15 protein-coding genes are annotated in these 15,557 nt (G+C 62.2%); 10 read left to right on the forward strand and 5 right to left on the reverse strand.

Annotated elements, in window-relative coordinates; translation table 11 throughout:
- Positions 1-59 precede the first annotated feature (59 nt).
- Positions 60-956: an SGNH/GDSL hydrolase family protein gene (locus tag J3A64_RS16575; protein WP_014920493.1), complete on the forward strand. Its 897-nt coding sequence runs from the start codon at positions 60-62 to the stop codon at positions 954-956.
- Between the two features lie 186 nt (positions 957-1,142).
- Positions 1,143-2,750, forward strand: coding sequence for a polyprenol phosphomannose-dependent alpha 1,6 mannosyltransferase MptB (mptB, locus tag J3A64_RS16580; protein WP_011773092.1), 1,608 nt, complete (start codon positions 1,143-1,145; stop codon positions 2,748-2,750).
- Here mptB and J3A64_RS16585 read toward each other — a convergent pair.
- From J3A64_RS16585 to J3A64_RS16595, 3 genes are all read right to left on the reverse strand, one after another.
- Positions 2,747-4,135 (reverse strand): glycosyltransferase 87 family protein, encoded by a 1,389-nt coding sequence (locus J3A64_RS16585; RefSeq protein ID WP_011773091.1) that lies wholly within the window; start codon positions 4,133-4,135, stop codon positions 2,747-2,749. The genes mptB and J3A64_RS16585 overlap by 4 nt on opposite strands.
- A complete protein-coding gene (locus J3A64_RS16590) occupies positions 4,044-5,348 on the reverse strand; it encodes a glycosyltransferase family 87 protein (protein ID WP_210064969.1) in 1,305 nt (434 codons plus the stop codon). Before J3A64_RS16590 ends, J3A64_RS16585 begins: the two co-directional genes overlap by 92 nt.
- Positions 5,349-5,462: 114 nt before the next feature.
- Positions 5,463-6,581, reverse strand: a complete 1,119-nt coding sequence (locus J3A64_RS16595; protein ID WP_210064971.1) for an EAL domain-containing protein — start codon at positions 6,579-6,581, stop codon at positions 5,463-5,465.
- Positions 6,582-6,755: 174 nt separating this feature from the next.
- Here J3A64_RS16595 and J3A64_RS16600 point away from each other — a divergent pair, with 174 nt between their 5' ends.
- Entirely contained in the window at positions 6,756-7,574 is an 819-nt protein-coding gene (locus J3A64_RS16600; protein WP_043469649.1) for a CPBP family intramembrane glutamic endopeptidase, read from the forward strand.
- Between the two features lie 8 nt (positions 7,575-7,582).
- Here J3A64_RS16600 and J3A64_RS16605 read toward each other — a convergent pair whose 3' ends face one another.
- A complete protein-coding gene (locus J3A64_RS16605) occupies positions 7,583-8,170 on the reverse strand; it encodes a MarR family winged helix-turn-helix transcriptional regulator (protein WP_011773087.1) in 588 nt (195 codons plus the stop codon).
- A gap of 102 nt (positions 8,171-8,272) precedes the next feature.
- Between J3A64_RS16605 and idi the strand changes: the two genes are divergently transcribed.
- From idi to J3A64_RS16635, 6 genes are read left to right on the forward strand one after another with little or no spacing between them, the layout of a single operon-like run.
- Positions 8,273-8,827 carry an isopentenyl-diphosphate Delta-isomerase gene (idi, locus tag J3A64_RS16610; RefSeq protein ID WP_210064973.1) on the forward strand — a complete coding sequence of 185 codons (555 nt, stop codon included), beginning with the start codon at positions 8,273-8,275 and terminating at the stop codon, positions 8,825-8,827.
- Positions 8,824-9,933 carry a polyprenyl synthetase family protein gene (locus J3A64_RS16615; protein WP_011773085.1) on the forward strand — a complete coding sequence of 370 codons (1,110 nt, stop codon included), beginning with the start codon at positions 8,824-8,826 and terminating at the stop codon, positions 9,931-9,933. Before idi ends, J3A64_RS16615 begins: the two co-directional genes overlap by 4 nt.
- On the forward strand, positions 9,930-10,835 hold the full coding sequence (locus tag J3A64_RS16620) for a squalene/phytoene synthase family protein (RefSeq protein WP_011773084.1): 906 nt from the start codon (positions 9,930-9,932) through the stop codon (positions 10,833-10,835). The genes J3A64_RS16615 and J3A64_RS16620 overlap by 4 nt, the downstream gene beginning before the upstream one ends.
- Entirely contained in the window at positions 10,832-12,484 is a 1,653-nt protein-coding gene (gene crtI / locus J3A64_RS16625) for a phytoene desaturase family protein (protein WP_210064975.1), read from the forward strand. The genes J3A64_RS16620 and crtI overlap by 4 nt, the downstream gene beginning before the upstream one ends.
- The gene (locus tag J3A64_RS16630; RefSeq protein ID WP_014920487.1) at positions 12,484-12,834 is read left to right on the forward strand and encodes a lycopene cyclase domain-containing protein; all 351 of its coding nucleotides are present in this window, start codon (positions 12,484-12,486) and stop codon (positions 12,832-12,834) included. The genes crtI and J3A64_RS16630 overlap by 1 nt, the downstream gene beginning before the upstream one ends.
- The gene (locus J3A64_RS16635; RefSeq protein WP_210064977.1) at positions 12,831-14,036 is read left to right on the forward strand and encodes a prenyltransferase; all 1,206 of its coding nucleotides are present in this window, start codon (positions 12,831-12,833) and stop codon (positions 14,034-14,036) included. Before J3A64_RS16630 ends, J3A64_RS16635 begins: the two co-directional genes overlap by 4 nt.
- Here J3A64_RS16635 and J3A64_RS16640 read toward each other — a convergent pair.
- On the reverse strand, positions 14,031-14,561 hold the full coding sequence (locus J3A64_RS16640) for a MarR family winged helix-turn-helix transcriptional regulator (protein ID WP_187329912.1): 531 nt from the start codon (positions 14,559-14,561) through the stop codon (positions 14,031-14,033). The two genes, J3A64_RS16635 and J3A64_RS16640, sit on opposite strands and share 6 nt — an antisense overlap.
- Positions 14,562-14,672: 111 nt before the next feature.
- Between J3A64_RS16640 and J3A64_RS16645 the strand changes: the two genes are divergently transcribed.
- The gene (locus J3A64_RS16645; RefSeq protein ID WP_210064979.1) at positions 14,673-15,464 is read left to right on the forward strand and encodes a TspO/MBR family protein; all 792 of its coding nucleotides are present in this window, start codon (positions 14,673-14,675) and stop codon (positions 15,462-15,464) included.
- The last annotated feature ends 93 nt before the right edge of the window (positions 15,465-15,557 follow it).

Genomic DNA, 15,557 nt, shown 5'->3' on the forward strand with positions numbered 1-15,557 from the left:
TAGTGGATCCAACCAGGCCATCCATGGCGCCGCGCGTTCAGTAAGCGCACTATGGGGAGATGAACGCCCACAGTGCCAACGGAATGGCGCAGGGCGGTTCCGGTAGCTTCGGGGCTGGCCTGCACCCGTGGAGCCGTTATGTGGCTTTGGGCGATTCGTTCACCGAAGGTTTGGGCGATCCTGAACCGCGCAGCCCCGGTGGCCTCCGCGGTTGGGCGGATCGGGTTGCCGAAGAGCTGAGCACGGGTCACCAGGATTTCGCCTATGCCAACCTGGCCATCAGTGGACGGCTGCTGCACCAGATCCTGGAAGAGCAGCTGGGGCCGGCCATCGAGCTGCAACCTGATCTGATCACCCTCAACGCCGGCGGCAATGACCTGCTCTTCCACAGGAGCGATCCGGACAAACTTGCCCTTGAGTTGGATGCAGGCGTGGAAAGTCTCGCCAGGACCGGCGCCACAATCGTGCTCTTTACCGGCCCGGACTGGGGCGCTACCCCGGTGCTGGGCTTGGCCCGCGGAAAGGTGGCGATCTACAACGAGAACATCCGGGTCATTGCGGCCCGGCATGATGCCCTGATCGCGGACCTTTGGGCACTGCGCCAGCTGACGGATCCGCGCATGTGGGATGCGGACCGGCTGCATTTTTCTCCGCTGGGCCAGCACACCATTGCCATCATGGTGCTGGACACCCTCAATGTTCCGCACTCCCTGGAACCATTGACCCCGAAAGCCCTGCCCGAGCGGAACTGGCGTGAGGCACGCGCAGGTGACATGGTATGGGCTCGTGAACACCTCTTCCCGTGGGTTGTGCGTCGCCTGACACAGCGAAACGCCGGCGACGGGCGGCACCCCAAGCGCCCGGAGCCGGGCCCCGTTTTCGGAGCGGCGATGCCGCCGGGAAGCTTCGTTGGCAGCGATCCCCGCAACCTCACCGCCAAGGATGACTCCTTGTAGAACCGGACGGGAGAGACCGGACCGCAAACTGCCGGTGTATGCAGTCCGTCACCCTTTGCCGCGCCTGTGGTGGTGTTGGCTGGATCGACGCTAAAATTTCACTTGCCGCAAGTACAAGCTCTTGGGCATCAATCTGCGTTTCATTTCTTAGGAGCGCCATACCGTGAGTGGGGGAACCGACCAGTCATGACGGCAGGCAGTACCCCCCGTCCGCTTCCCGGGACAGCAGCGGCCACGAACCAGCCTTCAAGCACTGCTACCAAGGCCCCACAACCAGCGGCTCCTGCAACAAAGCCTGTAGCGTACCCAGCTATCTTGCAGGGGTTCCTCGGCTCCTTGTTCATGTTTGCAGGGTCCATCGGCATCGGGTGGATCGCCAACGGTTCCCCGATGATCCGACACCCCATAGTCATTGCCCTGCGCACTGAAGGCTGGGGCGTGACGGTCTCTGCCGTCCTCCTGACCGTGGGTGCCATGTTGCTGGTCCGGTCCTGGCTGAGGTTGGGCCAACGGATGGGCAGCTGGGAGGGCAATTCCCTCAAAACGATCGTTGCAGCGATAGGAGCCTGGTCCCTTCCTTTGTTGTTCGCTGTTCCCGTGTATTCGCGTGACGTTTATGCGTACATAGGCCAGGGCAGGCTGATGATGGAGGGCCAGGACCCTTACGACGTCGGCATCTCGGCTTTGAATAACTGGTTCGCTTTGGGCGCAGACCCGGCTTGGGCGGAAGCCCGTACTCCGTACGGGCCCTACTTCTTGTGGATGGCCCACGCCGTGGTTGCCGTCACGGGAGCCCAGCCGGACGTATCAGTCCTGCTGTTCCGGCTGCTTGCCGCCGGCGGGGTGTTGTTGTGCGTTGTGTACGTGCCCAAACTCGCTGAGCTCCATGGAATCAACGGCGCCAGGGCGCTTTGGATCGCGGTGGCCAACCCGCTCTTCCTCATCAGCTTCGTGGCCAGCGCCCACAACGACGCCATCATGGTGGGCTTTGCCGTAGCGGGAACCTACTTCGCGGCCACCAAACGGCCGCTCTTAGGCATCCTGTTGGTCACCCTGTCCATTGGAATCAAACCGGCCACCGTGCTCTTGCTGCCCTTCATCGGCCTCATGTGGGCAGGCGCCGGTGCGTCTTGGCCGCGCAAGTTTGGAATTTGGGCAGCTACTGCGAGCATAAGCTTCGCCATTCTGGTGGTCAGCGGCATCCCTTACGGCCTGGGCCTTGGTTGGGCGTGGGCCATCACGGACCCCACCCCCGGCTTTACTGGCTACTCACCGTCGGGATTCCTGGGCCAGCAGATCGAGTTCCTCGGCAACGCCCTGGGGCTGCCTGGCAATGCGATGGCTGACGTCCTGCGAGCCGCCATGAAGTGGGGCGCTGTGGCTTTGGTGCTGGTATTGATGTTCCGCGGAGATCATTCGCGCGTAGTGCGGCGGATGGCTCTGGCCTTCGCGGCGATCGTGCTGCTCTCCCCCATCATTCAGCCGTGGTACATCCTCTGGTTCGTGCCTTTCCTGGCCGTGACGGGGATCAGGGACGACTGGCAGATGCGGTGCCTCTATGTCGGGGTGACGTTCTTTGTGGTGTTCGGTGCGCAAGACCAGCTATCGGTCTGGTCCTTCGTGGAGGTCTCGGTGGACCTGTCCTCACTGGCCTTCGCCATCGCATTGCTCTTCGCGTTCTACCTGGTGTTCCTGGACATTCATACCCGCAGGCTGCTGGTCCAAGGCAAGCTATCGCGCTGGGTGGGGCAGACTGACCGTCGCCTGCTCCACCGCCCTCCGACTATCCGCTAAAGCGCTTTCGGCACCACCGGGGCGCCGTCGCGGTTCACGCGCCGTCCCAGCTCAACCGTCCGCTGCACGGACCACCACAGCAGAACCACCAGCAGGACATTCCGGGTGGTCAGCACGGCTGCCATGACCGGGTGGGCGTGTATGAGCGGGGTGTAGAACAGCGGATAAATCACGAACGTGGTCATGGCAATCGCCATCAGCAACGCGGCCGGTACCTTCCAACGGTTCCAGTCGTGCGTCAGGCCCGCAATGATTACGGGTGCCAGCCAGATGATGAATTGCGGCGAGCCCACTTTGTTGAACACGATGAACGCCGTGGTCATCATCAGGGCACCTTCGAGGAACAGTTCCTCGCGCTCCGCACCGCGCTTGAGTGCACGGATCAGGAGGATGGCGGCCGCGATCGCGGCAACAATCAGCAGCGGCTGCATCAGGAAAGCAGCCACTTCGGCACCCGGCCCGTACACCTCCGTGGAGTTAATGGCTGTGTTGTCGGCCATTTTGGAGCCGGCAACGTTGAAGACACTAAGCCACACCCAGGGCGTGGAGAAGGTGGCTTCCAGCTGCATACCGCGCTCACCCTGATTGATCAGGAAGTCGAGGATGTGACTGAAGCCACCAGCGAGGTACGTTCCAAACCCTACGACGGCGGTGACGCCCACCCCGGCAGCGATCATCTGCAGACGGTTGCGGGAAGCGATGATGATCGGTACCAGCACCGCTGCGGGCCACACTTTGATCCACGTTGCGATGCTCAACAGGACAGAGGCGACAACGGGCCTTTGAGCAGCGCAGATCAAGGCAATCAAAACAATGGAGGTGGTGATGCCCTCAACTCGGGCAAAGCTGAGATACCCCATGAACACGGTGAAAAACAGCCACCACCATGCGGGCGCGATCCCGCTGACCCGCCGCGGGCCACGCGTCAGGTACCACAGGCCCAGCGCGTTGAGGGCTGTGATGAGCAGGGTCCACATCAGCAAATAGAGGTCCGGACCGGCAATGCCCGCCAGGAAAATGGGAATCTGGGCCAGCACCGGATAAACCCAGGGACTGATCTTCCCGCTGAGGTTCTCCGGGTTGTAACCGTCCATGGCCCACTGACGGTATTGCTCAGTGTCACTGAACGTGTTGCCGCTGAGGAAGAAGGACGCCATCCAGCACAGGAAGTAGAAGTGAACCACGGCAAAGCCCCACCAGACGCTGCCGGGGCGGGCGAACCACGCTATGACTGCTGGAGGCAGGACACGGCTGCGGAGACGGACCAGCTGGTCGAAGAACGTCGCGGAAATCTTAGTGCTCCTTGGCAGCTGGGGCGGTGACCACGGATGGCTTGCGGCCCAGTGAATACAGGCGACGCGCCGACCAGAAGAAGAGAACCACAAGCAAGACGTTGCGGATGGTCAGGACCAGCGCCATCCAAGGATTGTTGTGGCTCAGTGCATCGTAGAAGAGCGGGTAAATGAAGTAAGTGGCAACGGCGATGACTATCAGCATGGTGGCCGGAACGCGCCACTCTTTCCAGTTGTGTGCCAGCCCCACAGCTACAGCCGGAGCAAGCCACACCATGAACTGCGGTGAACCCACTTTGTTGAACACGATGAAGGCGGTCACCAGGGTGAGGGCTCCCGAAAGGAGGAGCTCTGTGCGGTCCACTCCTCCGTTGAGCTTGCCTTGGTGCAACGCCCAGAACGTCAGACCGGCGACGGCGGCTGCGGCAAGGAGCAACAGCGGCTGCATCAGCACGGACATGAATGCGGTACCGGGCCCGTCCACCTGCATGGAGTTGATGTCTGTGTTCATGTACATGCGGGAATCCCCCACCCCGAGCACCGACAACCACAACCATGGTGTGGTGAAGGTTGCTTCGAGCTGCATGCCGCGGTCTCCCTGTTGTGTCAGGAAGTTCAGCAACTTGGGGACGGCACCCACTGCCGCGGCGAGCCCGACTACAACCGCCGTCGTCGCAATTCCTGCCGCCACAACGTGCAGGCGTTTCCTGACCACTGCGAACAGGGCCAGCATCACAGCGGCGGGCCAAACCTTAACCCAGGTGGCGACGCTCAGGAGGACCGACGCAACGAAGGGCCGGGTAACACCATAAACAAGGGCCACGAGAACTATGGGTGCCGTGAGTCCGTCAACACGGGCGAAGCCCAACCAACCCATGAGGAAGACGAATACCAGCCACCACCAGGCAGCCGGGATTGCTTCCTGCCGACGGCCGCGGTCGGTGAGTTTGAGGACCGCCCAGCCGTTCAGCAGAGTGGTGAGCAGGACCCACAGGAAAAAGAAAGGGCCTGGACCGGCTACAGCTGCCAAGCCCATAGGAATCAGCGCCAGTATCGGGTATACCCACGGGCTGGGTCCGCCTGTGAGGTTTGCGTCGTTGAACCCTGCCAGCGCCCAATCACGGTAGATGAAGGTGTCGCTGAAGGCTTCCCCGCGCAATGAGAGCACGGCGGCAAAGACCAGGAACACCAGGTGAATCACCACAAAGCCCCACAACAGGCCACGCGGGGAGTTCATGCGTGAAGCCAACCTCGTTGGGATTGTTTTATCGCGAAGGTCCGCGAGCATACTGAAAAAACTGTCCATCAACGAAGAACTTCCTGGCTAGGTGGGTCCTTGCCTCAGCAGTCCCCGATTTTTTGGGACCGAAAAACCCCCGCATGCTACTTTACGCGAGTCGCCCAAAAGCCGGGCAGTTGATTAGCCTGCGGGCTGGGCTTCGGTCTGCGCGCGTATGCTCCATGCGGACCAGTCCAGGGGGTGAACGGAGGGTCGACCCAGCAGGTAGCCTTGCGCTGCTGTGACCTTCAGCGCGGTGACTTCATCAAGTTCGCCAGCTGTTTCGATGCCTTCCGCAATGATGTCCGCGCCGATCTCCCGGGCAAGCTCCACAATGGCCCTGGCCCGGATTTTCTGACCGTCGCTGCTTTCTATTCCCTCAATCAGATGGCGGTCCAGCTTGATGATGTCGGGGCGCAACTGTTCAATCCGCTCCATGGAAACCAGGGCGGCTCCGGACGCACTGATGGCCAGCCGCAGGCCCAGGGTTCGCAGTGGCCCCAGGCCGTGGTCGCCGGTTTGCCCTTCCACGGATTCCAAGCTGCCCGTCAATTCAACAATGATCCTGTCCGGAGCGAGTGCCGCCGCAGCCAGAAGGTTCCGCACGCGGGGGTCGCTGGACGTTGCGGGGGTGAGGTTAAGCGCCACGGACATGTTGTCCGGGACGTCGTGCGCTGCCGTCAGGGCGCAGTGCAGCGCGGCAATTTCGAGTTCTGTGCCCAGGCCGGCTGCGGCAGCCTCGCTGAACCACACATCGGCTCCGGCCCCGTCCTCACCCACGAACCTGGTCAGCGCCTCCACGCCCACAACCTCGCCGCCCGGCAGTGCATGGACGGGCTGGAAGGCTGTCAGCAAGAGTTTGTCCGCCAGGATCGACTGGATGCCTTCACGGACTTCGTGGCTGACGGGTACCGATACTGTCCTGGCTGTATCCGAGGACTCCAAGTGCAGGCTGGCAACTTCACGCTGAACGGGGACCTTGGCCGCTGAAGCTGGTGTCTTGCGGGTCTCGAGCAAGTGCTCCAACAAGGCACGCTCGGGATTCCCGGGACGTGCCTCAACCAAGGCGCGGAGGTTGTTCCTCGCTCCTTCGCTCCGGGCGTCGCTGTCCGCAAGGATGGATTCAATGATGTCCAGCACTTGTTCGCGCATGGTCATGTCTTCGCTTGCCGGCGCCTTAACAGCGTCATCGGCCGCAGCAGCGTCATCCTTCGGTGAGCTGCCGCTTTCCGGTTTAAAAGAGCCCGCGTCTTGAGCCATTAATTATTCCTTTGTGTGTCCCCCACTGGCTAAGCCAGCCATGACTTGGCCCACCAATAAATATGTGGGCCTTGTCACGAATCTTACAGATGAATGAGGGCATCTGAGACACCGAGGAGACTCCTGACGAGGGAAAACGTGTTATTGGACGGCAAGCCCTGACATGCTGGAGGGGTGACATCCATTTCAACGGAATCACCCCGCACCGCACTCAGTTGGAAGCTGTTGCCGGCGGCGTTTCTTTCCTTGTCCGGCGTGCCGCTCTTTGCCATGGGCAACGAGCTGCTTGGCTATGGCCTGCTGGGGGCGAGCGTGGCCACCGCGGCTTTCATCGACCACCGGCTGATGCGACACCTCGCGTTGATCGCGGCCGGTATGACCATCTTCAGCCTGGTGCCCCTCAACGCTGACCTCAGCACAGAGCACATGGCCCTCATGGGCGGCGCTCTTGCATTGGCGGTGCTGGTGCCATGGGTGGTTTCCCGGTTCGCCTACCGCGAGGACATCATCAAGTTTCCCGTGAACACCGGCCGTAAGTGGCCGTTGGCAGCGAAGCTGTACCTGATAGGCGTGGTGGCGCTCGGATACTTCATCCTGCCGGTGTACCTGATCAGGACCGGTGTTTACCAAAACTGGCCTGACGCTTCGGATCCCGACATCTTCTGGCGGCTTTTCCTTGGAGTCAACGCCGTGGGTATCTGGGATGAACTGTTCTTCATCTGCACCACCTTCACCCTGCTGCGCCAACATTTTCCGGACTGGCTGGCCAACCTCCTGCAAGCAGTGGTCTTCTCGTCATTCCTGTGGGAGATCGGCTACCAGTCGTGGGGCCCGCTGCTGACGTTCCCCTTCGCACTGCTGCAGGGCTACACGTTCAAGCTCACCAAGTCATTCACCTACGTAGTGTCCGTGCACCTGCTCTTCGACTTTGTCTTGTTCCTGGCGTTGGTCCACGCACACAACCGGGATTGGCTGCCGATCTTCCTGTACTAGTACCAGGGCTACGCCCCGGAACCAGCCCACGCCTCATCGGCGACTTCGATCTCCTGCGCCATGTCATCGAGGAACCGCATCACCGTTTCCCGTTCTTCGGGTGTCAGACGTGCTGCCGCCAGGAATCGTTTGGCCTGCTGGCGCCCAACGGTCCGCATCGCAGCCTCGTGCGTTTCGGGAGTGATGGCGATGGCGAGCGCGCGGCGGTCGGAGGGGTGGGCGCGTCGCGTGACGTGCCCGGCGCGTTCCAGCCGGTCGAGCAGCTTGGTGGTTGACGCCGTCGAGATATGGAGCCGGGAGGCTATTGCACCGGGGGTGGCAATCACGCCATGGTTGGCGCAGACAATCAGATAGTGCAGAGCTCGCATATCGGATTGATTGAGTTTCATGTATCTGAGGGAAGCGTCGGAGAGGCGTTGTTCAGCCTCGCGCAGCCTCGCCAACGATGCCATGAGGTCGCTAACTTGCTGGACATCGGCCTCGGAGAGACCGGAGCGATCCACTAGTTCCTGATGAGGATCGTTGGCGTCCAGATGATAGATGCCGGCAGAAACCGGGGTCCCGGCTTCTTCGGGTATCTCTTCAGGACTGGACATGTTTGGTATGTTACACCTAACTTCCTACATGGTAGCCTTTCTTCTAGCTTGTCTAGCAATATTCAGGTTTCAGGCAGAAACAGGGTGTGGAGGAAGGGCAAGATGAACGCGACAGAGATGGTGGTCCTCCTTGACGACGCCGGAACGCCCATTGGCGAGGCTCCCAAGGCAGGGGTGCACACACTTGATACTCCCCTCCACCTCGCTTTTTCCTGCTACCTGATCAACGATGTTGGGGAAGTTCTGCTGACCCGCCGTTCGCCGGAGAAGAAAACGTGGCCCGGGGTGTGGACCAACAGCTTCTGCGGCCACCCGGGGCCCGGTGAAGAGTTCGAGGACGCCATCCTCAGGCGGGCACAGTTCGAACTCGGAGTGGACGCCAACAAGATCGAACTGATTCTCCCCCACTTCCGATACAGGGCCATTGACCCCACGGGGATTGTCGAGAATGAAGTTTGCCCCGTGTACGTAGCCCGCATCACCGGTGTGTTGAACCCGAATCCCGCCGAGGTAGCCGACTGGGCCTGGATCTCACCGGCACTGCTGGCGGATGCTTTGGAACACACACCCTCCGCTTTCAGTCCGTGGCTTGGGCTGCAATTTCCACAGCTCCTCGAGGCGAACGCCTTGCCACTCCAAGCAGGAGCCGAGGCATGACCATCACCTCAAATGCCGTCCGGGGTCGCACCGATCTTTGCACCGCAATAGAGAACGAACTGAGCGGACTCATTGACAAGAGGGCCAGCGCAGCAACGGCATACGGTGCGGACTTCGCCAGGCTGTGGGCGCTCGCGGGCCAGAACGTCCTCGGCGGCAAATTCGTCCGGCCCTTGCTGTTGATGGAAACGTACGACGCACTCCACAAGCACGGTCCCGCAGAGCCACACCAGCGCGAGACCGCCATCAGCATCGCCGCTGCCATCGAACTCCTCCACTACGCCTTCCTGCTGCACGATGACGTGATCGACGGCGACCTCGTCCGCCGCGGGCACCCTAACCTGATCGGCTCCCTCCTTGCGGAAGCCGGCGAAACTGCCCGGACGGACGGCGCTGACGGCGCCCGCGCCGGGAGCGGCCTCCACTGGGCCCAAACCGGCGGAATCCTGATGGGCGACATGCTCCTGGCCGCGACGCACCAGGCCTTTGCCCGTGCCGAACTCCCTCACGAGCTTCGCCTGCGGCTCCTCGATCTCCTGGAACACACCATCAACGAGACCGTGGCCGGCGAACAACTGGATGTGGGCCTTGGTGATGGCATTATTGCCCCGGACCTCCAGACCATCCTGATGATGTGCGGCTACAAGACCGCGACGTACACCTTCGAACTCCCGCTGCGTGCCGCCGCCACTCTGGCCGGTGCCGACTTCGCCGTCGAGAATGCGCTCGCAACAGCCGGCAGGCATCTTGGGCTCGCTTTCCAACTCCAGGACGACCTCCTGTCCACCTTCGGGGATCCTCGCCGCCATGGCAAGGATCCCTTTTCAGACCTACGCGAGGGCAAGGAAACAGCCATCATCGCCCACGCGCGGACCACCACCGTGTGGCCGGACATCGAGCCCTTCTTCGGCAGGCCCGAGCTCAGCGTCGGTGACGGTGAGCATGTGCGGCGGCATCTCAGCGATTGCGGTGCCGAGGTATTTGTCCAAGGCCTCATCGAGGAACAACTGCAGGCATTCAACAATCAGCTGACAAGCACCATCCCGGCAAGCGTCCGCAACGTATTGCTTGACCTCGCGGGACAGCTGGAAGGACGGCAATCATGAGCGTCGCCGCGGATACCTCGTTTACGCATTTCACCCGGACGGCCGAACGTGCCGCCAACCAAGTCATCTCCGCGTACTCCACCTCGTTCGGTTTGGCGTGCAGGCTGTTGGGATCCCGACACCGCCAACACGTCCGCAACATCTACGCCTTGGTGCGGGTGGCCGACGAACTCGTGGACGGCGTGACGGCGGAAGCCGGCCTGAGCTACCAAGAGCAGTGCGACGCCCTGACGCACTTCATCGCTGAGACGCACCGGGCCGTCAAGCTCGGCTACAGCAGCGACCTCATCATCCACGCGTTCGCTCAGACAGCCCGGACCGCCGGAATCGATGATTCGCTCATCGATCCGTTCTTTGATTCCATGCGCATGGATCTCGGCGAGCGAAGCGAAGCGCCGGCGGCGCCCCTGCGCTTCGATTCCGACGCCCACGACGGTTATGTCCACGGTTCCGCCGAAGTTGTCGGACTGATGTGCCTGCGCGTCTTCATGCGGGATGAGAACATCGACGACGGCGACGCCGCGGCTTTGGAGTACGGCGCCAGCAGGTTGGGTGCTGCTTTCCAGAACATCAACTTCCTGAGGGACCTGGCCGACGACACTACCCGCTTGGGCCGCAGCTACCTTGGCACCTCGGACCACCTTGAGGACCGCGACCGCATGGAGTGGGTCAGCACCATCCGGGCGCAGCTGGCCGATGCCAACGCCGTCATTCCGATGTTGCCCCGCGACGCCAGGGCTGCTGTCCGGAGCGCATTGGCGTTGTTCCAAGCCCTCACGGACAGAATTGAACAGACCACCGTGGACGAGCTCTACCGTCACCGGGTTCGTGTCCCGGATGCCGTGAAAGCCGGACTCGCCGCCCGCGCTGTTGCCTCAACCTGGATGGAGTTGCACCGATGACCCGGACAGTAGTGATCGGCGGTGGCATCGCGGGGCTTGCCACCGCCGCGCTCCTCGCCCACGAAGGACATGAGGTCCAGCTCCTTGAGCAACGCGACCACGTGGGCGGCCGTGCAGGCAGCCTCGAACGGGACGGCTTCCGCTGGGACACCGGCCCCTCCTGGTACCTGATGCCGGGCGTCTTTGATCACTTCTTCAACTTGCTCGGTACCAGCACCGCCGAACAGCTGGATCTGCGCACCCTCAGTCCTGCGTACCGCATCTTCAGCGAACCAAATCACGACGGCGTGCGGCCGGACCCGCTGACAATCCCCCTCGGCAGCGACCAGGTTTTGGAGACCTTCGAAAGCGTTGAGCTCGGCAGCTCCAAGGAACTCGCGTCCTACCTGGTTTCCGCCCGGCACACCACCGAAATGGCTGAACGGTTCTTCCTTTACAACCCGTTCACCAAAATGCAGGCGCTGCTCCAGCCGGAGGTTGTGCGCAGCCTCCCCAAGCTCGCACAGCTACTCCTGACACCCCTGGACAAGTACGTTTCCCAGCGGTTCCAGCATCCGGTGCTCCGGCAAGTGCTTGGCTATCCCGCGGTTTTCCTGGGCACCAGCCCTTCCGCTGCTCCGGCGATGTACCACCTGATGAGTGCCTTGGACCTGGGCGACGGCGTGCAGTACCCGATGGGTGGGTTCCGGGCTCTGGTTGAGCGGCTCGAAGCACTGGCCGTCGACGCCGGAGTGCGGATTCACACCGGCGCGGAAGCCCTCAAGATCACCACCCGCGAAGCGACCCACCCCAAGAAACTCGGGCGATTCGACGGCCTTAACCTTCCCTCCGGTCTCACCGGCAAAGACAGCCGGGAAGTCACCGGTGTGAAGTGGCGTGACAGTTCCGGGGCCGAGCACTACAGTGTTGCCGACCTAGTGGTCTCCGGCGCTGACCTGCACCACACCGAAACCCAGCTGCTCGGCGTCAGGGACAGGAGCTACAACAAAAAGTACTGGCAGAGCCGCACCAGTGGTCCCGGCGCCGTGCTGGTGATGTTGGGAGTGAAGGGTTCGCTGCCGGACCTGCCTCACCATTCCTTGTTCTTCACCCGTGATTGGGAGGCGAACTTCGCCTCGATCTTCGGTGACGATCCGAGCATTCCCGATCCTGCGTCCATATATGTCTGCAAACCCAGCGCCACCGATGCCGGTGTCGCACCACAGGACCACGAGAATCTCTTTGTCCTGGTTCCCATCCCCGCCGATCCCTCGTTGGGAGGGGGCGGAGCCGATGGCAGCGGCGATGTGATGATCGAACGAACTGCCGACGCCGCCATTGACCAAATCTCTCAGTGGGCCAACATCCCGGATCTCCGCGAACGAGTGGTGGCCAGGCACACCATTGGGCCGGCCGACTTCGCCCGCGATTACAACTCGTGGCGCGGCGGCATGCTGGGACCCGCACACACACTCCGGCAAAGCGCGATGTTCCGGGCACAAAATGCCTCCAAGCGTGTTCGAGGCCTGTACTACGCCGGCGCCACAACTGCTCCGGGCGTTGGCGTACCCATGTGCCTCATCAGTGCCGAACTGGTCCTTAAACGGATCCGCGGCGATCACAGTACCGGCCCTACCACTGTGAGGCCTGTAGCTAGCAGGATTGGCTAATGGGTGTTCTCTACTTGGTCTCGTTGCTCCTGGGCATCGCCTGCATGCTCCTGCTCGATCACCGTTTCCGCCTGTTCTTCTGGCGGGACCCAAAAGCGGCCGCAACCGTGACCGCCGTCGGGGTCTTGTTCCTTCTCGGCTGGGACCTGGCCGGAATCGGCCTGGGGATCTTCCTCCGCGGCGAGGGCACCATCGCCACCGGGCTGCTGCTCGCCCCGGAACTGCCCATCGAGGAACCCGTGTTCCTGCTTTTCCTGGTGCTCTGCACCATGGTCCTGTACACCGGCGCGCGTCGGCTGCTTGACCGGACACCGGCCCCCCGCAGTGCGCAACAGCGGGAGCACGTATGACGTACCTCTGGCTCGCGCTCGCCTTCATCGCCGCAGCCGTAGTTGCAGGCGTGATCTTTGCCCGTCAGGGCGCACGACCAGGCGAGGCAGGCAAACACTGGAAAGCCGTAGGCCTCGCGTTCGCTGCGCTGGCCGTCCTGACAGCTGTTTTCGATTCCGTGATGATCGGCATGGAACTCTTCCACTACGACGCTTCGCACATCCTCGGCGCCAAAATCGGCCTGGCGCCCATTGAGGATTTCGCCTACCCGCTCGCCGGAGTGGTGGCGCTTCCCGGCCTGTGGATGTGGCTGACGCGCAAACGTTCCGGTGAATCCAACCGTGCGGGCAACCTCAAAGGCCTCGTCCCCCAGGCATTACTCGCATCCCGACCAGTCAGTTGGATCAACACCGCCTACCCGTTCGCCGCGGCCATGCTCCTCACCACCCGGGAAATCGACTGGGTCCTGATCGTGGGTACTTTCTACTTCCTGATCCCCTACAACCTGGCCATGTACGGCATCAACGACGTCTTCGATTACGAGTCGGACCTCAAGAACCCGCGCAAAGGCGGCATCGAAGGCGCGCTCCTCCAGCCGAGGCTCCATCGCCCCATGCTGTGGCTCGCAGCCATCACCAACATTCCGTTCCTACTGGTACTGGCATTCGCGGGCGGACCCGCCGCCTGGATCAGCCTGGCCGTGAGTGCATTCGCAGTGGTGGCCTACTCCGTCGCCGGACTCCGCTTCAAGGAACGCCCGGTCTTGGACTCGCTGACGTCCAGCACGCACTTCGTCAGTCCCGCCGTCGTCGGCTTGGCGCTGGCAGGCGCCGACGTGACGCCGGGACTGGTTATCCTGCTGGCCGCCTTCTTCCTCTGGGGAATGGCCGCCCACGCTTTCGGCGCCGTCCAGGACATCCAACCCGACCGGCAGGCCGGCATCGGCTCCATAGCAACAGTCATCGGTGCCCGCCGGACGGTGAGGCTCGCCGTCGGCCTCTGGCTTGTTGCGGGCCTCGCAATGCTGGCCACGCCGTGGCCCGGGCCGCTCGCCGCGATCATCGCCATCCCGTACATCGTCAATTGCGCCCCGTACTGGAAGGCGATGGATACGACGGCGGCACGCACCAATGTGGCTTGGCGGCGGTTCATCTGGCTCAACTACGGTTCAGGATTCCTGGTGACGCTCATTTTCATCCTGCAATGGAGCCTCACGTCATGATGCTGTGGATTTCTCAGGGTCCTCAGGGTCTTCGTCGATCGTGTCCAGTGCTTCGCGCATGTGCTGCAGGAAATTCACCACTACCTGCGACTCGTCAGGGCTCAAGGCACATGCGGCGTCCAGCATCCGACGGTGCATCCCACCCAGGGTATGCCGCACTTCCTGGTCCGAGCCGGGAGTGGCCTTCAGGATCAGTGCCCGACGATCAGTGGGGTGAGGTTCGCGTCGAATATGGCCGGACTCCACCAAACGATCGATCAGGGTTGTCATGGACGCGGACGTTATGCCGAGCTTGTCACCCAGATCCTTCGGCTTCATCACCTTGCCGGCAGCTTCGGCTTCGAACAAATAGCGCAGGGCCAGCAGATCCTTCTCGCCCATACCCATGGAAGAGCGGGTCCTGCGTCTCATCGCTTGCTCGGAGGCGCGGTAATCCCGCAAGGCGTTCAGGACGTCAATGGCTATGGCCTTCTGACCTGGGTCTTTGCCGTACCAATAGCCCTTTGCGTGGCCTTCCGCGTCCATCCGTTGTTCCTTCGATAAGCGTAAAGCTTGATTCACTAGCATTTTGATACTAGGTCACGCAACGCGCTTGTGCATGACATTGCACCGCCCACAAGGAAAGAGGCTCAGAACATGGCAACTCGAAGCTCAGATCTTAGGCGGCAGATCGCAGTTACCGTGAGCTTGGTGGTCTGCATCGTTGGCTCGATGATCGGCGTCGGCGTGTTCGGAGGGACGCCCATCGCGCAGGCAGCCGGCGGCGCCTTGGCCGCCGATTCAACCCTTTTGGCGCCCGCGACACCGGCGTTCTCCATCTGGTCTGTGGTGTACACCGGGCTTGCTGCGTTCACGGTATGGCAATGGTTGCCTTCCCAGCGGGCTAATCCGCGACAGCGGTCGCTCGGCTGGATCGTTGCCGGGTCCATGCTCCTGAACGCGGCGTGGATTCTGTCCGTACAGGCCGGCTGGCTTTTGGTGAGCGTTGTGGTGATTCTGGCGTTGCTGGTGACTCTCGTGGTGGCCTTCCATCGCTACAGCCACAGCCGTGCCGGCTCCTGGGTTGAGGCCGTTGTTGTTGATGGGACATTGGGGTTGTACCTGGGCTGGACCAGCGTGGCAGTGTGCGCCAACATCGCAGCTGCACTGAAGGCCTCTGGTTTTGGGGGCTTCGGGTTGCGCCCTGAAATCTGGTCCGTTGCTGTACTTGTGGTAGTAGCTATCGTCGGTATTGCCTTGGCGATCAAGGGCCACGGTCGCCTCGCCCTGGCGGCCGCCATCGCGTGGGGCCTAGCGTGGATCACCGTCGGCCGCAGCACTGACGCACCCGAATCATTTCCGACGGCGATCGCAGCCGCCGTTGCTGCCGCGCTGGTCCTTGGCGCGGCGATTACGGTACGGGCGCGGGCGGTGCTGGCCGAGCGGTAGCCTCGGCGGTGAGGGGCGACGTCTCGGCTCTTTGCCTAACGCCCGCACCCGGGGCGTGACAAGCGCAACCGCCGAGGGGCGACATGTCAACTA

This window comes from Pseudarthrobacter sp. PvP004 (assembly GCF_017876035.1).
In the GTDB taxonomy this organism is placed as follows: Bacteria; Actinomycetota; Actinomycetes; order Actinomycetales; family Micrococcaceae; genus Arthrobacter; species Arthrobacter aurescens_A.